Origin of the sequence: Flavobacterium kingsejongi (genome assembly GCF_003076475.1) — a bacterium.
GTDB classification, from domain to species: Bacteria; Bacteroidota; Bacteroidia; order Flavobacteriales; family Flavobacteriaceae; genus Flavobacterium; species Flavobacterium kingsejongi.
Genome location: NZ_CP020919.1, coordinates 3,298,819 through 3,317,294 on the forward strand (window position 1 = coordinate 3,298,819; position 18,476 = coordinate 3,317,294).

Genomic DNA, 18,476 nt, shown 5'->3' on the forward strand with positions numbered 1-18,476 from the left:
CAGCATTGGAAAATCCTGTTTTAGCACCGGAAATACAACACTTTATCCAGGACCACATCGGTGCGGACATCACCCGTCTTGCCTTACAGAAAAACCCCTTCCCTGCTGTTTCATGGCTTGAAATCCTAAACCAGATTGCTGCAAAAACAAAATCAAAAGAAAAACTCCCGACCTGGTTTAATGCTACGGATATTATCTATCCTGCTAAAATTTCAATAGAACAGACTTCTTCTGAAAAAACGGCTTTGTATAAATCCCAAATCGTTTCCGGTGAGACACTTATTGACCTTACGGGCGGCTTTGGTGTGGATGATTTTTATTTTGCCAAAGCCGTAAAAAAAGTAATTCATTGTGAGATCAATCCCGAACTATCCACACTTGTCCGTCATAATTTCCAAGCACTTGGAATCGACAGTATAACCTGTATTACAGGGGATAGTACTGAAATCCTTAAAACCATACCGGAAAAACTGGACTGGATCTATATCGATCCTTCCCGCAGGAGTGATCATAAGGGAAAAGTATTTATGTTACAGGATTGCCTTCCAAATGTACCGGAATTGCTGGACTTTTATTTTGAGCATACCGATGCGCTCCTGATCAAAACAGCTCCCATTCTGGATCTAAGCTCTGGTATTTCAGAACTTTCTCATGTCAAAAATATCCATATCGTCGCAGTTGAGAACGAAGTAAAAGAACTGCTATGGGAATTATCAAAAGGTTACAATGGTGCAATTACATTGAAAACAGTCAATATCACCAATAGCGGTATGGAATATTTTCAAAGCACTCATAAAGAATCAATTGCTGACGTACAGTATAGCTTACCCAAAAAATACCTTTACGAACCCAATAGCGCCATTATGAAATCCGGTAGTTTTGATGCGATAAGCAGCACTTTCCATGTGGAAAAATTACACCAGCATTCCCATCTCTACACTTCAGGGAAGTTAATTGATTTTCCGGGAAGGCGCTTTGAAATTCAATCTGTTGTGCCTTATCAAAAAAAGGAGATGAGCCAGTTCAAAGGCAAAAAAGTAAATATCACTACCCGCAATTTCCCGGATAGCGTAGAAAACATCCGTAAAAAATGGAAAATAAACGATGGTGGCGATGATTATTGTTTTTTTACAACAGATGTAAATACTAACAAAATAATCTTAATTTGCACCAAAATAAAAAACACCTAATGAAGCGTCTTCTACTTACCTTATTTTTCTTCGGAACCCTTACCCTGACAGCACAAAAAAATTGTGTTTATGAAACCAATATCAGCGATTCTATCGGAACCCTCAAAACCACAGAAAAATATTTGGTAAATGAAATGGTATTTGGTAATACCACGAAGTATGTGTTTCTTTCCCTGATGAACGTCAGCGGGTATCCGATGCTGAATTTCCAGACCATCACCAAAACAAAAGACTTTCAAAAAGTAAGCTGTTTTGATAAAAACTCCAGAATCTATTTCCAGTTGACCAATGGTAAAATTTACACTTTAATTGCAGCGGAGGAAAATAACAATTGCGGAACTATTATTCCGGATGAATCAAAACAATACAACATCAACCTGCTGACTTCAAATTTCCTCTTCATGAAAGCCGATTTGGAAGACCTGAAGAAGTACCCGGTTGTATTAATGCGTGTTCGCTATGGCGCTGACAACACCGTTGATTACATCTTCAATAAGGAACTAAAATCAGATACCATAAAAGGGAATTATGCTCCTGAAACCTACTTTATTAATTACTTCAAATGCATTGAAGAATAGCTTTTTAACGCTATTGTATTAAATTAAAAAATTACTCATTTTTTAATCGAACACTGGCCCAGGGTGAACTTATTCACAGGGCCATACAAAGTTGGACACTCCATACTATGTAGATCCTTTTAGGTTAAAATGCCACCATTCCGTACGAATGGATTCAAACCCGTTTTTCTCCATGATCTCACGGAGCAAATTTCTATTGGCTCTTATTTCAGGGGATAACTTTGTATAATCCTGATGTGCTTCTTTCCCGAAATGATCGAATTCAGTCCCCATCGGTACAACTGCTCCTGTGCTGTCAATTAAAGAAATATCAACCGCTCCACCACGGTTGTGTATTGATCCAGTTTTAGGATTCGCTACATATCGGGCATCCGGAACAATTTTGTACATCCTTTTTTGGATCTCCAACGGGCGGTAGCAGTCATAAATCGTAATCTTGTACCCCAGTGCCCCAAATTCCTTATTCGCCGCCAAGAGCGCTTTAATTGTAGCATAACGAAGATAGCATTCGGCACAATCATACACCTTTGCCTTCAAAAAATTATTTGGGGTAGCATAACGCATGTCATAATTAAAATCGGAACTGTACGCATTTAAATTCACAAAGGCAGTGTCCTGGGGTTCTATAGTATCCGTAACGGGCGAGTTGTAGGAATGGCTTCGAAAACTTCCTGTTTCAAAGTGCTCCAGCCTTGTTGCACCGCAAAAAGTGAAGATAGACAGCCCAAAACTTAAGATAAAATATTTCATACGCGTGATATCAGTAACCGTAAAAATACAGGTTTAAAATAACTTTAGAAACCTCCTTTTATTTTTAGTCCCAAAAAATTATTTTTATTAAAAAATTATTACTTTTATAGTACAATTTTAAAAATAAACCAATTATGAAAAATTTATTAACGATTTGCCTGTCATTACTGCTTTCCTGCTCTGTTTTTTCTCAGGCTACCACTAAGGAAAAAGTCAAAGCAGATGCTAAAGAAGTAAAAAACGATGTTAAGTCCACTGCAAAATCTGCCGCTGACAAAACTAAAAAAGAAGCTAAAGAGGTAAAAGAAGACGCTAAGGCTACTACTAAGAAAGTAGAGAACAAAGTGGATAAAGGAGCGAAGGAAGTAAAAGCAGATACAAAAGCTGCCGCTAAAAAAGTAGAAAGCAAAACAGAAAAAGCAGCTGACAACGTAAAAGCTGATACGAAGACTGCTGCTTCAAAAGTAAAAACAGAAGCTAAGACGGTGAAAGCGGATGTGAAAGCTGCTGTTGGCGAAGATAAAGTTACAGGTACCTACAATGGGAAAAAAGTATATACCGGCCCTAAAGGCGGCAAGTATTACATCAACAGTAACGGGAATAAAACTTATATTGAATAATTAATTTAGTTCATCTTTCTTAAATGCGGCTCTTACAAAAAGTAGCCGCATTTTTTTTTGACGCTATATATTTGAGTATGAATGATTTTAAAAATAATCATAAAATTTATTAAAAATAATCCTCAAAATAGTTGCAGGAAACATAATACATGCTTAGATTTGCAACCGCAAAAAAGGGTAAGTTTTACCAACTTATTTCAGGAGAGGTGCCGGAGTGGTAACGGAGCAGATTGCTAATCTGTCGACGAGCAATCGTCGCCAGGGTTCGAGTCCCTGTCTCTCCGCTTTTTTTCGGGGTGTAGCGTAGCCCGGTTATCGCGCCTGCTTTGGGAGCAGGAGGCCGCAGGTTCGAATCCTGCCACCCCGACTACACTTTCCTAAGGAAAGAATTTGAAATTATGGACGCATAGCTCAGCTGGATAGAGCACCTGCCTTCTAAGCAGGCGGTCGAAGGTTCGAATCCTTCTGCGTTCACAACCAAAACCTCTGTTTTACAGGGGTTTTGTTGTTTATACACGTTTCCATAATCTTTATTTTTATACTTTTACCGACACAAATCGACCCTTTTTAAACCAAAATCGCGGATTTTTCGCGGATTATAATATTAAAAATAAATCCCTTTTGGTTGGCGGAAATGATAAAAAGCTAAGTATCTGCTTAGTACATTATACTATGTATTTAAAACGCCTCTATAAGCAATAGACATATAGAGGCGTTTTGACTGTACTACTTAAGTACATTCTACTTATGAACTTTATTCTTTAGCTGTTTATTTTGGATCAAACGCAAAGCTTGGGGATTACCCAAAAAGATTAGATAATCTAAATAAGAAGAAATCTACTTTACGCACTCCTCTAAATTGACTTCTAAATGCTTTTACTTTAGCATTAAAAGATTCTGCTGAAGCATTTGTACTTCTATTGTCAAAATAGTTTAAGATTGACTGGTAATTAACCGTTATAGTATTTAAAAGGATATTAAAATTTTTAAACCCTGACTCCTCTACATTCCTGTACCAATGTGCCAATTTTGTCATCGCAACGTGTTTATTGTTATGATTGTTGTAAATACCTCGTAGTTGTTGGGTTAAACTGTATGCCTTTTTAATATCGGGATATAAGCCAAATAACAATTGGGCTCGTTCATTTTGTCTTTCGGTCCATTTATCGCGGGATTTATAAAGAACATATCTACTTCTGGCGAGCAACTGTTTTACAGAGTCTCCATTAGATAAAAGATCTGGGAGATAAGTTTTTTTTTCTTTTTCCGCTTGTAATATGAATCGATTCTCAGTATCCATCGCTTCCCAACGATATTTTATTCTAATCTCCTGTAATGCTTCTAGAGCTAATTTTTGAACATGAAATCTATCGGTAACCTGTACCGCTTTTGGAAAACATTTTTTGGAAATCAACTTCATGGAATTAGCCATGTCAAGTGTTATTTCTTGAACCCAACTTCTTTTTTTGTAATCAATTTTACAGATATGTTCAATGACCTGATCTGCCTTTGTCCCTGCAATAATAGCAACTAGGCAACCTTTTTTACCTTTAGCTTCCTTATTGGTTACAATAGTAAAAAGCTCACCCTGAGACAAGGCTACTTCATCAATTGACAAGTGGGTACCTATATTTTCAGGATAAATAATCCACTCATGTGCATGTTCACGTTGAGCCCACGTACTAAAGGAGCTTAAATGTTTTTTGTATTGTCTTTGTAACTTTTTCCCATTGACTCCAAAGAAACCTCCAATGGTATGACAGTCAATAGCAGTTTTATCTATTAATTTCTTTTAAAAAAGCCGCAAACTCCTGAGTCATGCGGGTTCCCTTGGCAACTAGATTCCAATCTCTTTTAACGATCTCACTTGTGTCTTTATTGGTCCAGCGACGTCTTTTGATGTGTAGATACACGAACTTCCCTCTCAAAGGAAAGTCCTGAATAGTGATCTCATCCTGGAAACCCTTTGAGATTAACTGAAGTCCATTAAATTCTGACGGAGGTTTGGCATTCTCTTCAAAGTATAGGTGTAATATTTCTTCTGTATTAGTAGAAGAAACCACTTCAAAATGGTCAACTAAAAAATCAGGAAGCATAAACTTCAATAGCTCTATTGGGGTCATATCAAATTCTTAGATTGCAAATTTCTGATTTTATTTTGACATTCCTCCCCAACTTTTGTTCTTGATCCGAAATAATTATCTTAAAATACAATTCGGAATCGGTTAAGACCCCATACAGAAAAGCAAATGTAGATAATAAGAATGTAAATAGTTTTTTCATAGAATTAAGCTTTTTCCCATATAATTTGGCTTTAGCGACTTTAGATACTACCCCACATCCCAAAAGCACAACAGCAAGATAGGTGAATGCTACGTGTTAAACTCACGGCTTTACATAAATTCATTAAAAACACAGTATCAAAATTCATAATAGTTCCTCTTTTGTACTACAATTTGCTATGCTCGATTTCATTCTAATCCCACTATGCTACTCAAAGCGCAAAAAAGAGCGTCGCCATTCCAAAGTAAATCAGCAATCCTGTTATATCAACCACAGTAGTAATTGCAGGACTTGCGGCCACCGCCGGATCGCCTCCAAAACGATTCACCAGCAAAGGCAGCCCTGCTCCTATCACCGTGGCTGTAATGACTTGCAATGCCAGTGCCAAGGAAATCATAAACGCAATGGATTCTAAACTATAAGCTGTCGGGATTTCCGTTTCCCAGCTCAGAAAAAGCACTTTCCCATAGGCCAGCACACTCAAACACAACGCTAACAGAAGACTGATTTTAGCTTCTTTCCATAAGATACGCAGCCAGCTTCGGGGTGTTACCTGCCCTAATGCTAAGGCCCGTACAACCACAGTTGCCGCCTGGCTTCCTGAATTACCTCCCGTATCTGCTACCATAGGCATGTATAAAGCCAGTATTAATAATTTTTCCAGTGCATTCTCATAGCTATGGATAATCAGCCCTGAAATAATCCCAACTGCTGCCAGCGACACAATCCAGACCATCCGTTTCTTAAAATGCTTCCAGCTCGACGTATCAAGATAGGCAGATTCTTCTCTGGCAGGGACAATCCCCATGAATTTCTCCATGTTTTCCGTATGCTCTGCCCGTATGATTTCAATGGCATCATCGTGCATTACGATCCCCACAAGCTGATTTCCCCTATTCAGTACTGGTATGGCAACCAAATCATATTTCTCAATTTTTTCAGCTACTTTTTTTCGATCCTCATCCACATACACCCATACAAAGTCAGTATGCAGGGCTTCTTCCACCAGCGTTTCCGGATGCGCCAGAATCAGGTCTTTCAAGGTGATAAAACCCTGGATTTTCTGATCGGCGTCTACTACATAGGTATAATAGATCGTACGCTTGGAGGGTGCATCACTCCGTACTTTGGCGATAGCCTCTGCACAGGACATCGATTTTACCACCGTAGCAAAATCGGTACTCATGATTCCCCCAGCCGTTTCAGGAGGATAGGAACTCAGTTCGATCACATTCTCCTGCACTTTTTTAGACAAATAGGGCAATAGCAAAACCTGTTCTTCCTGACTGAAATGCTGAAATAGATCCGCCCGGTTTTCTGACGGCATATTCTCAAAAAAAGAAACAAATTTCTTTTTGCTCAATCCCTGGAATATATCCAATTGCAGGCGAACCGGAAATTCGGCATACAATAAGCCTTGTTGTTCCGGGCTGAATCGAAAAAGCAGGTCCATGATGTAAAAAGTATCCAGTCGCAATAATACCTCTGCCACTTCAACCGTCGGCATCTTTTTCAATAAAGGGATTACCTGGATCAATTGATCGATATCCTGAAATTCCTTCGCCAGTTTTTTTAAATCCAGTATATTCATTCTATTAGTCATTTTGTTCGCCATTTACTTCCCAGCTCACCTGTGTCACTCCATATTCAACAGTAAGTTTGCCGGCTAATATTTCCATTTCCAGGTCATGGTTGCCATTGGCCAGAATTTCCGCTTCCACATAGGCGTATCCCACACTTCCATTATCACTGCTTTTCAGGGAACGCAATTGCAAATGCACATCGTTTTTTAAAAAGCCCAGCATCAGCACACGCAAGTGATTTTCTACCTGCTCCTTACATCGTATTTTGAAAGAATAGAAATACAGGCTGTCTTCTGTAGCCCTAAACGTGAGCCGGTTCATTTTTAGGCCTACCGGCCTCAGGAACAAATGGGTCAGCATAATGGCTATTGCCACCACAAAAGATTCGGCAAATAATCCCAACCCTGCCAATGCCCCTACAGCAGCGGAACACCATAGTGTTGCTGCAGTGTTCAATCCCTGTACGCTTAGGCCATCTTTCATGATGACCCCAGCGCCCAAAAAACCAATTCCGGTAACGATCTGTGCCGCAATACGCCCCGGATCACCGGATTCTCCCGTAATCGATACCGACAGGAGAATAAAAGCTGCTGCACCTAAGGAAACTAAAGTATTGGTCCGGAGCCCGGCGCTCTTTTGGCGCCACTGCCTTTCAAAACCTATCGTCACACCAAGTGCTGCTGCCCATCCCAGACGTAGTGCAAATTCAAATATTGGCATCATTGTACTGATTTTTTCGGTGCTTCTTTCGCCGGGGCGTTGCTACAGGAGTACTTATCGTTTTATACGTAATCACATCCAGGTACCCTGCAATCCCTATAGCAATATAAGGCATGGTCTCAGGGGCGAGATTTTCAACAGTACCGTGCTGCTTCGATCTCTTTAATTTTGGTACGAATTTTAATCCAAACATTTTTTTTTAGATTTTCCCTACTACTACGGGGAAAACCAAAAAAGGAATTCGTGCAGAAGCAGGAGGTTAATAATTAAAACAACAATGAGGGGGTTCGATATCCATAATAATAGTATTTGATTATGCATTCTTTATTGTCTTACAAAAGTAAAACGACTTCTCCGGAAAAGGCGTTAGAGATATTTTAGAAAAAAATTAGAATACTATTAGAGCCTGCTCCAAACATAAATTCCCCAATCCAATTTCCTTATTGTAAAGCCCATACGGATTAATAAATCCCTATAGGATTCGATTATCCGTACTTGTATGCCGTTCCCTTTATCCGCAACTTTGATCAAAATTAACAACAAGATGAAAAACGAATCACAATTCCAGATGGAATTATCAGGCAAAACAGCCTTGGTTACAGGCGGTACCAAAGGAACCGGAAAAGCAATTGCAGCACGCTTGTTACAAGCCGGGGCCCGGGTTATCATAACAGCCCGGAATACACCAGATGCGCTGGACGAAAAGTATCATTTTATCGCTGCCGATCTCAGTACCCCAACCGGTACACAAAAAGTAGTAGAGGCCATCACGGCAACTTTTGGTGGTGTGGACATCCTGATCAATAACATGGGCGGTTCCGAAACGCCGGGCGGTGGATGGAATGCCTTGACCGATTCCCATTGGGAGGCCACATTACAGACTAATCTTTTGGCACCTGTACGAATGGACAAAGGGCTATTACCCTATATGATTACTCAGGGTGGCGGTGTAATCATTCACATTGCCTCTATACAGGCGAAGCTTCCCTTGTATGAATCCACGCTGCCTTATGCAGCAGCAAAAGCAGCGCTGGTCAATTATAGCAAAGGCCTTTCTAATGAAGTAGCCCCCAAAGGTGTCCGGGTACTTACAGTATCTGCCGGATTTATCCAAACCACAGCTGCGGAGCGCATGATTGACCGCCTTGCCGAAAATTCCGGCAGTACCCACGAAGCAGCATTAAATGAATTGATGGCAGCTTTGGGTGGAATTCCTATGGGAAGGCCTGCACAGCCTGAAGAAGTAGCTGAACTGGTCGGCATTCTTGTTTCGCCAAGAGCCGCTTACCTCACCGGTGCTAATTATACTATAGACGGAGGTACTATCCCAACACTATAATTTTAGCGGTTTTCCCATAAAAATGGCTTTAATAAATGCTTATTCAACAAAGAGCATGTGGAATGTTATAGTACTTTAATAAAGGCTTTAGATTTTATTATCATCAGTTTTTACTGTCAATCACCGATAAAAATTAAATATTGTATATTTTTATAAATAAAATTTAATTAATTTCGCAACTTAAAACCACATTCAAACATATATATTATGAATACAAAAGTTGTTATCGTATCGGCTGCAAGAACACCAATTGGAAGTTTTATGGGAGCTTTATCTACTGTTTCTGCTCCACAACTGGGCGCTGCAGCGATTAAAGGTGCGTTAGGAAAAATTAATTTAGATATCAACCTGGTAGACGAAGTTATCATGGGTAACGTAGTCCAGGCTGGTGTTGGACAGGCTCCGGCCCGTCAGGCAGCACGTTTTGCAGGATTACCGGATTCTGTAATCGCTACAACAGTAAATAAAGTTTGTGCTTCCGGAATGAAAGCCGTATCACAGGGCGTACAGGCAATTTTAAGCGGTGACGCTGAAATTGTAATTGCTGGTGGAATGGAAAACATGAGCATGATCCCTCATTATGTACACATGAGAAACGGGAACAAATTTGGTCCTGCGACAATGATTGACGGTATGCAAAAAGATGGCCTTACGGATGCTTATGACAATAATGCCATGGGAGTATGTGCCGACTTATGTGCTACAGAATATAAAATTACAAGAGAAGAGCAGGATGCCAATGCAATCCAGTCTTATGAGCGCGCTGCAAAAGCATGGGAAGCAGGAAAATTTGATAACGAGGTAGTACCGGTAGCGGTGCCACAACGCAAAGGAGATCCGATAATGGTAACCCGCGATGAGGAATATACCAATGTAAAATTGGATAAAATTCCTGCATTAAACCCTGTCTTTACTAAAGACGGTACAGTAACAGCTGCCAATGCTTCTACAATCAATGACGGTGCAGGTGCTGTCATCCTGATGACTGAAGAAAAAGCAAAAGCATTGGGACTACAACCATTGGCTTATATCACAGGATATGCTGATGCAGAACAGGAGCCAAAATGGTTTACAACTTCTCCATCAAAAGCATTACCAAAAGCACTTAAAAAAGCAGGTGTAGCTATCGAAGATGTAGATTTCTTCGAATTCAACGAGGCTTTCGCAGTAGTAGGGATTGCTAATGCTAAAATCCTTGGATTGAATGACAGCAAAATCAACGTTAACGGAGGAGCGGTTTCATTAGGCCATCCACTGGGATGTTCCGGAGTTAGAATCCTGATTACGTTACTGAATGTACTGGAACAAAACAACGCAAAAATCGGTGCAGCTGCAATCTGTAATGGTGGCGGTGGCGCTTCTGCAATGGTGATTGAGAGAATCTAATTTGTAAAGTAATTTTTTTAGTCTTAGTTTTGTATTTTTATCTAAATTAAGTAATGTTCGGAATCTGCAATTTAGCCATCATCCCGTTAAGAAGTGAGCCCAATCACCGAAGTGAATTAGTTTCGCAGGTATTGTTTGGAGAACACTTTCAAATTATTGAGGAAAATCCGGAATGGAGTAAGATCCAACTGGCCTTCGACGATTATACCGGGTGGATTGATAACAAGCAGTACCAGTCAATTTCTGAAAATGAATACTTTCAATTGCAGGAGGATTCACTCGTATTGAATTCCGATCTGATCGAATACATTACAGCGCCGAATAACCTGTTGATCCCTATTCCATTGGGGGCATCCCTTACATTTTTGAACCATCAAAACATCAATACGTCCAATTTTGAGTTTGAAGGCCTAAAGATTACCGGGACAAAGCCAAAATCGAATCTGATCAACACTGCTTTTATGTACCTGAATACCCCTTACTTATGGGGCGGTAAGACGCCTTACGGTATTGATTGTTCCGGGTTTACACAAATGGTATACAAGTTAAACGGTTATAAAATACTGCGTGACGCATCACAGCAGGCCGCAATGGGAGAAGCACTAAGCTTTATTGAAGAGAGCGAACCCGGCGACCTGGCCTTTTTTGACAATGAAGAAGGCAAGATCATCCATGTTGGTATGATCATGGATAATAATTATATCATCCATGCCCATGGTAAAGTGCGCATTGACCGGCTCGACCACTTGGGGATTTATAATGTAGATACCAAAAGGCATACCCACAAACTCCGGGTAATTAAAAAAATTATATAATAGTTTATCAATACCAAACCTGTTCTTCTGAACAGGTTTTTTTTGCTTTGCAGGAATTAACCCTAAAATAAATGCGGGTTTACCGTAGGTTACTACAGCCAATTTACGATATTTGCCAATATTCTGTTAATTCAAAACTTGCTTCCCTCTTATGGCGCACCATCACTTACGAAAAGACCGAACTTGCCTGAATTGCAATTATGTCGTTGAAAACCGGTTTTGCTCCCGTTGCGGACAGGAAAACACAGAAACACGTCAATCTTTTGCACATTTAGTAACGCACTTCTTTGAAGATTTTACGCATTATGACAACTACTTCTGGAAAACAATAAAAACCCTCCTTTTTAAACCCGCAGTCCTTACCAAAGAATATTTAGCAGGTAAAAGGCAACTGTATGTACCTCCTGTTAAACTGTATATTTTTATCAGTTTTATTACCTTCCTGACCGTGGGATTATTACAATCTGATGATAATGAAGCGGAAACAGACCGTAACCTCAATGAAGCACTGAAATTAGAAAAAAAAGATGAAGCTACTTCAGGACAACAGAGAGGGCGCGATAATGATGACTTAGCTTACATTTCTGAATACAACTTTAATAGCATCCACGAAATGGATTCTATACAAAAAACACTGCCACCCCCAAAAAGGCTTAAGGGCATGAATCACTGGATGGCAACTAAACTCATCCAAATAAAGGAAAATACCCGTAAGGAAGGCTTTAGTGAAAAATTCCGGGAGTCCTTCCTCCATAATGTGCCCAAAGTACTATTCATTTACATGCCCTTTTTTGCTTTTGGCTTATGGGTAATGCACAACAAAAAGAAATGGTATTTCTTTGATCACGGCATTTTTACGCTGCACTATTTTTCGTTTTTGCTGATTTCCTATCTGATCCCGTTCCTTATAGGTTCTTTGTTATCCCTGGTCGATTGGATGGAAATAGATGGGATCATGCATCTGGGATTTTTAGCCTGGTCTTTCTTTTATTTCTTCCGCTCACATAGCAAATTCTATGGTGAGCGAAAAGCAATCTCCAGGCTAAAGGGAATGGTACTCTTTGTTATCAATATGTTTTTTATAACCCTATTGCTTCTGGTATTATTCATCTATAGCGTATTAAACATCCATTAGGCAAAAGCATACAAATCCATATAAAAACTCCCGTACCTGTGAAGGCCGGGAGTTTTTTTATCGTACGAAATGATCTGTTTTTATTGTCCGTCACTTCGGAGTCGGTCCAGTAATAAATTCAGGTCTACCGTAGCAAAGCCCGAACTGTGGTCTGATAAGCCATAAGGTATAATCAATTCGCCGTTGTGGATAATCGAACCACAGGAGTACACAACGTTAGGTACATACCCTTCTCGTTCATCCGGATTAGGCATGATCAGTGGTTCTTTTAACCTTCCGATTTCAATTTCAGGATTATCAATATCCAAAAGTGAGGCCCCGATACAATAGCGTCGCATAGGCCCTACCGCATGGGTCATAATCAGCCATCCGTATTCCGTTTCAATTGGAGAACCACAATTTCCAATTTGGACTAATTCCCATGGATATTTAGGGCTTTGTATTTTGATCGGGTTTTCCCAGATATTAATATGGTCAGAATACATCAGGTAATTATTCCAGCCATCAATACGCGACATCATCACATATTTACCATTTATTTTTCTCGGGAACAACGCCAGATTTTTATTTTGTGCCCCATCGCCGTTCAGCGGGCTGGTTTTAAAATCATAAAAGTCATAGGTATGCAGTAATTTCGGCATAATATGCGCACCATCATAGGCGGTATACGTAGCATAATAGACTACTACCCCGTTCTCTTTTGTGAATTTTACAAAACGTGCATCTTCAATTCCTTTGCGTTCAAAGTCAGAAATAGGGAAAATCACACGATCACTAATATCGGTATCTTTTGAAAAACAAATCTTGCGATAACTGTCGGATAATGCCAGGATCTGGTTGAACTGGTTGTTCGTCTTGACATCAACTTCCTTGTCTTTGGCTTCCAACACAAGGCGTTTTAAACTTTCGTAATCAAAACGATCTCCAAGCTGGGAATCCACTGTTTTCAGGAAATCAGGATTGATTTCAGCTTCCTCACCTTTTTTCAGGAAGAGTTTCTTGTTGTAAATCATATTGTGAATCTTTTCGGCTTCATCAATATAATTTCCTGCTGGAATCACTGTAATATTATTATAGCGGTCGATTAAGGCTCTCCGGAATACTACAGAAGAAACATGGCCCTCACCTACTGCCCTAAAGCTAATCAAAACGCGAAGTTGCCCTTCTTCCAGATTCGTCTGGTCCGGATCAGGCACGATCGAAGGATTGAAAAAAGCAGCAGACTCAATCGAGTATTCATGCGTAAAATAAGAGCCTATTAATAGTTTCGTATTATAATTCAGTGTCTCATAGTCAATTCCTAATTTTTCAATGTAAGGCTTTATGCGTTCGCAATGGTGCATCAGTTTTTTGGTGATGTTACGATGCCGTTTTGAAAAGTCCTGCAGTAATGGGGATAAAATTGAAAATACCATGTCATCTTCCAGTTCCAGTACTTTCTTGATCAGCTCAATGGCGCGTTCTTCACCATTAAAAAAATAACGTGCTATAACGCGTCTTGCATCTGGAGTTACCTTTACCGGCTTTCTTTCTACGGATAATCTCATAAGGGGTTAATTTTGCAAATTAATATACAGTGAGGCCTACACAAGGCCCCATAATTTTCAATATTCTAAAGTACGATTTCTGACCGAAAAACCATGGTTGTGAATCTTAAATTTAAGAGAAAAATCAGATCGGCAGCCTATAACGCAATTATCCACGGGATTCATTACGTGGTTATCGTGCTGAAGCCTACTGATGTACCCTTAGTTATTTACCGGGTTTACGCAGTTCATGCGCAGCATAAGGCTTCGTTATCCGGAACCGTACCTTAAATTATATACTATATTTAACAGTATTCGGATTTCTTATTACTAAATTTAATAGCCTAAAAAATCTACAATACTTTATTAAATCATGGAATTAATCTGGACAGAAGTTACCCTGCGTCTTATTATGGCTGCGGGTTTGGGAGCTATTATCGGACTGGAACGGGAACGAAAAGACTGGGCAGCAGGGATGCGAACCCACATGATGGTCTGTCTGGGTGCTTCATTAACCATGATTGTATCCTGTTATGGCTTCTCCGATGTCCTGAATAATGACCATGTTACTCTTGACCCCTCCCGTGTGGCCGCTCAGGTAATCAGTGGGATCGGGTTCCTTGGTGCCGGAACCATACTCTTTTTGCGTCCGGGTACTGTAAGGGGATTAACCACCGCTTCCGGATTGTGGACCGTTGCTGCAATTGGCCTCGCTGCCGGAGGAGGAATGTATTATGCCGCTGGAATCTCTACCGTATTAGCCTTGGTTATTTTATGGCTGCTACAACCGGTACAGCGCAGGATTGCTACCCGGTACAAAAAGAAAACCCTTGTCATTACCGCATTCCCATCTGCCGACTCCAAAGTTATTATTGAGAAGATTATGGACAATAAGTTTTTGGATTTTCCCAATTTCTCCATGAACAAAAGTGACAAGCACTACGAAATACAGGTACAATTCAATAGTATCAATAAAATTAAAATGGCAGAAATAATAAAAGAATTGCATTCGATCGAAGCAATCAAAAAAATAGAATGGATCACAACCTAAAAAACAAAGCGTATGATATTCCTGATCTTATTAAATGCTGTACTACTAATTATGCTGGCTTTCCTTCATGTATTTTGGGCCATGGGTGGTAATTTTGGCATGAATGCTGTATTGCCTTCCCTGTCCCCCGAACATTCGCCAAAACATCCCAGCACTTTTGCAAAAGCAGCTGTTGCGGCCGTACTCATGCTTTTTGCTTTTATCATTATGTGCAATTATGGTATTATTGATCCATATGTCGAACGCCGGTATATCCAGTATATCACGATTGCTATAGGAATCCTATTTTTGGGAAGGGCTATTGGAGATTTTAAATTTGTGGGCTTTTTTAAAAAGATACAAAGCACTCTTTTTGCCAAAAATGATACCCGCTATTATTCGCCCCTATGTGTACTCATTGGGCTGAACTGCATTCTGATGGTACTCATCGAATAAATTACGGACGACCGCGCTCGATATCTTCCAACGTAGCACATGGGGTCAGGATCCTGATCCCATCATACACTACAGGCAGTTGAACCGTTTCTACTTCCGATAAGTCTTCTTTAAGGTAAAAAGCCATATCTTCAAGCGCATAAAACCATTCAGTATCAAACTGTACTTTGTGGATTGACATATCTTTAAGGAGTAAAATCTCCGTTAGTTTTTTTGTTTTTGAAGCCATTGTAATTGTTTTAATACTGCAACACTATTTTTATTTTACGGAATACTACAATCCCATTACAGGAATTGAAAATGCAAATTTAATACATCAGTATTGAATTTATGCTATGGTATGCTTGAATGAAATTTTTTTTCAAGTGCCGCTATATGAAATATTGCTATACCTTCTACGCTTCTTGTCACGCCTTTGCGGGAGTAGTCGTTAGATTGTGTAAACGTAGAAATTGATTTTAATTTGATTTGAGATTTTAAGGCTTAGCCAAAAAACAACAGATCATTAAGTATAGAATTTAAAAGAACTACATTTAAATAATTTAAAAAGAGCGGATTATGATCGAAGATGGTAAATTACCCAAAGATTTTGCAAAGCAATTTAAAAACAAAGAAGACTTCCATACTTTTTTTCAAGACCTGTATAAACAAGGCATTGAACAGCTACTCCAGGGAGAATTGGATGCTCATCTGGGATATGAGAAGCATAATATTGACGGATACAATACAGGCAATAGCCGTAATGGTTCTTTCTCAAAGAATATAAAATCAGAGACTTTGGGCAATATGGTCCTGGCTATTCCCCGGGATAGAAATGGTGAATTCGAGCCTCAGGTCATCGGAAAAGGCCAATCGATGAGTGAAAAGATTGAAGATGCTATTTTAGGAATGTACAGTCGTGGAATGACCCGTAGTGATATTGTAGAACAAGTTAAAGAAGTTTATGGGATATCAGTAAGTGAGTCCACGATTTCGACCATCTCTGATAGAATACTGGCTGATGTTGATTTATGGACTAAAAGGGCTTTAGAACCACAGTATCTGATTGTTTGGATGGATGCTGTGCATATGAAAGTAAGAACAGATGGGAAATATGAAAACCATGCAATTTACATTGTAATCGGACTAAAAACAGATGGTAAGAAAGAAGTATTAGGAATGTGGCTAAATAAAGAAGAGTCGGCTTCATTTTGGATGACTGTACTCTCTGACATAAAATCTCGTGGAGTAAAGGATATTCTCATTGCCTGTACAGATAACCTTACCGGATTTACAAAAGCTATCAGAGGTGTTTTTCCAAATACAGAATCCCAGCTTTGCATTGTTCATCAAATAAGGAATAGCCTTAAGTTTGTAGTAGTTAAGGATAGAAAAGCATTTTGCAGTGCAATGAAAGAAGTATATACTGCAATAAATCAGGAAGAAGCCGTTTTAGCTCTGGCTGAATTTAAAAAAAACTGGGAAGCAAAATATAAATATGCCGTTTGCTCCTGGGAAAAGAATTGGGAAAATCTCATGCCTTTTTTGGCCTATCCTGCTGAAATCAGGAAAATAATGTACACCACAAATACAATAGAAAACTTAAACAGGGGAATTAGAAAATATACCAAAACAAAAGTGCAGTTCCCAGATGAAAAAAGCGTCAAGAAATCAGTCTATTTAGCAATACAAAATTGTGAAAAAAGCTGGATAAATGCAATACCAAGCTGGGGATTAATCATGAATCAGTTCTTGGTCATATTTGGAGAAAGGTGTAATATTAAACACTAAGAACTGTTTACACAAAATTTCGACCAGTCTCGATTCATGATTAATCCCCAGCTTGGTATTGCATTTATCCAGCTTTTTTCACAATTTTGTATTGCTAAATAGACTGATTTCTTGACGCTTTTTTCATCTGGGAACTGCACTTTTGTTTTGGTATATTTTCTAATTCCCCTGTTTAAGTTTTCTATTGTATTTGTGGTGTACATTATTTTCCTGATTTCAGCAGGATAGGCCAAAAAAGGCATGAGATTTTCCCAATTCTTTTCCCAGGAGCAAACGGCATATTTATATTTTGCTTCCCAGTTTTTTTTAAATTCAGCCAGAGCTAAAACGGCTTCTTCCTGATTTATTGCAGTATATACTTCTTTCATTGCACTGCAAAATGCTTTTCTATCCTTAACTACTACAAACTTAAGGCTATTCCTTATTTGATGAACAATGCAAAGCTGGGATTCTGTATTTGGAAAAACACCTCTGATAGCTTTTGTAAATCCGGTAAGGTTATCTGTACAGGCAATGAGAATATCCTTTACTCCACGAGATTTTATGTCAGAGAGTACAGTCATCCAAAATGAAGCCGACTCTTCTTTATTTAGCCACATTCCTAATACTTCTTTCTTACCATCTGTTTTTAGTCCGATTACAATGTAAATTGCATGGTTTTCATATTTCCCATCTGTTCTTACTTTCATATGCACAGCATCCATCCAAACAATCAGATACTGTGGTTCTAAAGCCCTTTTAGTCCATAAATCAACATCAGCCAGTATTCTATCAGAGATGGTCGAAATCGTGGACTCACTTACTGATATCCCATAAACTTCTTTAACTTGTTCTACAATATCACTACGGGTCATTCCACGACTGTACATTCCTAAAATAGCATCTTCAATCTTTTCACTCATCGATTGGCCTTTTCCGATGACCTGAGGCTCGAATTCACCATTTCTATCCCGGGGAATAGCCAGGACCATATTGCCCAAAGTCTCTGATTTTATATTCTTTGAGAAAGAACCATTACGGCTATTGCCTGTATTGTATCCGTCAATATTATGCTTCTCATATCCCAGATGAGCATCCAATTCTCCCTGGAGTAGCTGTTCAATGCCTTGTTTATACAGGTCTTGAAAAAAAGTATGGAAGTCTTCTTTGTTTTTAAATTGCTTTGCAAAATCTTTGGGTAATTTACCATCTTCGATCATAATCCGCTCTTTTTAAATTATTTAAATGTAGTTCTTTTAAATTCTATACTTAATGATCTGTTGTTTTTTGGCTAAGCCTTAAAATCTCAAATCAAA

General features: G+C 39.2%; 19 protein-coding genes and 3 tRNA genes. 13 read left to right on the top strand and 9 right to left on the bottom strand.

Annotated elements, in window-relative coordinates:
* Positions 1–5: 5 nt before the first annotated feature.
* Both FK004_RS14830 and FK004_RS14835 read left to right on the top strand, forming a co-directional pair.
* Complete coding sequence (locus tag FK004_RS14830) at positions 6–1,190, top strand: class I SAM-dependent methyltransferase (protein WP_108737963.1); 1,185 nt, start codon at positions 6–8, stop codon at positions 1,188–1,190.
* Positions 1,190–1,768, top strand: coding sequence for a hypothetical protein (locus FK004_RS14835; protein ID WP_108737964.1), 579 nt, complete (start codon positions 1,190–1,192; stop codon positions 1,766–1,768). Before FK004_RS14830 ends, FK004_RS14835 begins: the two co-directional genes overlap by 1 nt.
* Before the next feature lie 105 nt (positions 1,769–1,873).
* On the opposite strand, the gene FK004_RS14840 is transcribed toward FK004_RS14835, so the two are convergent.
* Positions 1,874–2,518 carry a M15 family metallopeptidase gene (locus FK004_RS14840; protein WP_108737965.1) on the bottom strand — a complete coding sequence of 215 codons (645 nt, stop codon included), beginning with the start codon at positions 2,516–2,518 and terminating at the stop codon, positions 1,874–1,876.
* Between the two features lie 134 nt (positions 2,519–2,652).
* On the opposite strand from FK004_RS14840, the gene FK004_RS14845 reads away from it, so the two are divergent.
* From FK004_RS14845 to FK004_RS14860, 4 genes are all read left to right on the top strand, one after another.
* The gene (locus FK004_RS14845; protein ID WP_108737966.1) at positions 2,653–3,138 is read left to right on the top strand and encodes a hypothetical protein; all 486 of its coding nucleotides are present in this window, start codon (positions 2,653–2,655) and stop codon (positions 3,136–3,138) included.
* A gap of 200 nt (positions 3,139–3,338) precedes the next feature.
* Positions 3,339–3,422 (top strand) — tRNA-Ser (locus FK004_RS14850).
* Positions 3,423–3,430: 8 nt separating this feature from the next.
* Positions 3,431–3,505, top strand: a tRNA-Pro gene (locus FK004_RS14855).
* 33 nt (positions 3,506–3,538) lie between these two features.
* Positions 3,539–3,612, top strand: a tRNA-Arg gene (locus FK004_RS14860).
* A 325-nt stretch (positions 3,613–3,937) separates the two neighbouring features.
* Here FK004_RS14860 and FK004_RS14865 read toward each other — a convergent pair.
* The 5 genes from FK004_RS14865 to FK004_RS14890 all read right to left on the bottom strand — a co-directional run bounded on the left by FK004_RS14865 (position 3,938) and on the right by FK004_RS14890 (position 7,917).
* Positions 3,938–4,921 (bottom strand): ISAon1 family transposase, encoded by a 984-nt coding sequence (locus FK004_RS14865; protein WP_108737667.1) that lies wholly within the window; start codon positions 4,919–4,921, stop codon positions 3,938–3,940.
* Positions 4,914–5,261, bottom strand: coding sequence for an ISAon1 family transposase N-terminal region protein (locus tag FK004_RS14870; protein WP_108736801.1), 348 nt, complete (start codon positions 5,259–5,261; stop codon positions 4,914–4,916). The genes FK004_RS14865 and FK004_RS14870 overlap by 8 nt, the downstream gene beginning before the upstream one ends.
* Before the next feature lie 371 nt (positions 5,262–5,632).
* Positions 5,633–7,024 carry a magnesium transporter gene (gene mgtE, locus FK004_RS14880; RefSeq protein ID WP_227871618.1) on the bottom strand — a complete coding sequence of 464 codons (1,392 nt, stop codon included), beginning with the start codon at positions 7,022–7,024 and terminating at the stop codon, positions 5,633–5,635.
* Positions 7,017–7,727, bottom strand: coding sequence for an MgtC/SapB family protein (locus FK004_RS14885; protein ID WP_317046947.1), 711 nt, complete (start codon positions 7,725–7,727; stop codon positions 7,017–7,019). Before FK004_RS14885 ends, mgtE begins: the two co-directional genes overlap by 8 nt.
* Positions 7,711–7,917, bottom strand: a complete 207-nt coding sequence (locus FK004_RS14890; protein WP_108737968.1) for a hypothetical protein — start codon at positions 7,915–7,917, stop codon at positions 7,711–7,713. The genes FK004_RS14885 and FK004_RS14890 overlap by 17 nt, the downstream gene beginning before the upstream one ends.
* Before the next feature lie 351 nt (positions 7,918–8,268).
* Here FK004_RS14890 and FK004_RS14895 point away from each other — a divergent pair, with 351 nt between their 5' ends.
* The 4 genes from FK004_RS14895 to FK004_RS14910 all read left to right on the top strand — a co-directional run bounded on the left by FK004_RS14895 (position 8,269) and on the right by FK004_RS14910 (position 12,399).
* The gene (locus FK004_RS14895) at positions 8,269–9,063 is read left to right on the top strand and encodes an SDR family oxidoreductase (protein WP_108738866.1); all 795 of its coding nucleotides are present in this window, start codon (positions 8,269–8,271) and stop codon (positions 9,061–9,063) included.
* Positions 9,064–9,270: 207 nt separating this feature from the next.
* A complete protein-coding gene (locus tag FK004_RS14900) occupies positions 9,271–10,449 on the top strand; it encodes an acetyl-CoA C-acyltransferase (RefSeq protein ID WP_108737969.1) in 1,179 nt (392 codons plus the stop codon).
* A 53-nt stretch (positions 10,450–10,502) separates the two neighbouring features.
* Complete coding sequence (locus tag FK004_RS14905; RefSeq protein ID WP_108737970.1) at positions 10,503–11,264, top strand: C40 family peptidase; 762 nt, start codon at positions 10,503–10,505, stop codon at positions 11,262–11,264.
* A gap of 151 nt (positions 11,265–11,415) precedes the next feature.
* Positions 11,416–12,399 (top strand): DUF3667 domain-containing protein, encoded by a 984-nt coding sequence (locus FK004_RS14910; RefSeq protein ID WP_108737971.1) that lies wholly within the window; start codon positions 11,416–11,418, stop codon positions 12,397–12,399.
* 80 nt (positions 12,400–12,479) lie between these two features.
* Here FK004_RS14910 and FK004_RS14915 read toward each other — a convergent pair whose 3' ends face one another.
* Complete coding sequence (locus tag FK004_RS14915; protein WP_108737972.1) at positions 12,480–13,946, bottom strand: glycoside hydrolase family 130 protein; 1,467 nt, start codon at positions 13,944–13,946, stop codon at positions 12,480–12,482.
* A 352-nt stretch (positions 13,947–14,298) separates the two neighbouring features.
* Between FK004_RS14915 and FK004_RS14920 the strand changes: the two genes are divergently transcribed.
* On the top strand, positions 14,299–14,976 hold the full coding sequence (locus FK004_RS14920; protein ID WP_108737973.1) for an MgtC/SapB family protein: 678 nt from the start codon (positions 14,299–14,301) through the stop codon (positions 14,974–14,976).
* Positions 14,977–14,988: 12 nt separating this feature from the next.
* Positions 14,989–15,411: a DUF3995 domain-containing protein gene (locus FK004_RS14925; RefSeq protein ID WP_108737974.1), complete on the top strand. Its 423-nt coding sequence runs from the start codon at positions 14,989–14,991 to the stop codon at positions 15,409–15,411.
* Between the two features lies 1 nt (position 15,412).
* Here the strand turns inward: FK004_RS14925 and FK004_RS14930 are convergent, their stop codons facing one another.
* Positions 15,413–15,640 (bottom strand): hypothetical protein, encoded by a 228-nt coding sequence (locus tag FK004_RS14930; protein ID WP_108737975.1) that lies wholly within the window; start codon positions 15,638–15,640, stop codon positions 15,413–15,415.
* Positions 15,641–15,969: 329 nt separating this feature from the next.
* Between FK004_RS14930 and FK004_RS14935 the strand changes: the two genes are divergently transcribed.
* Entirely contained in the window at positions 15,970–17,181 is a 1,212-nt protein-coding gene (locus FK004_RS14935; RefSeq protein WP_108735429.1) for an IS256 family transposase, read from the top strand.
* Here the strand turns inward: FK004_RS14935 and FK004_RS14940 are convergent.
* Entirely contained in the window at positions 17,178–18,380 is a 1,203-nt protein-coding gene (locus FK004_RS14940; protein WP_108737976.1) for an IS256 family transposase, read from the bottom strand. The two genes, FK004_RS14935 and FK004_RS14940, sit on opposite strands and share 4 nt — an antisense overlap.
* Between the last annotated feature and the right edge of the window lie 96 nt (positions 18,381–18,476).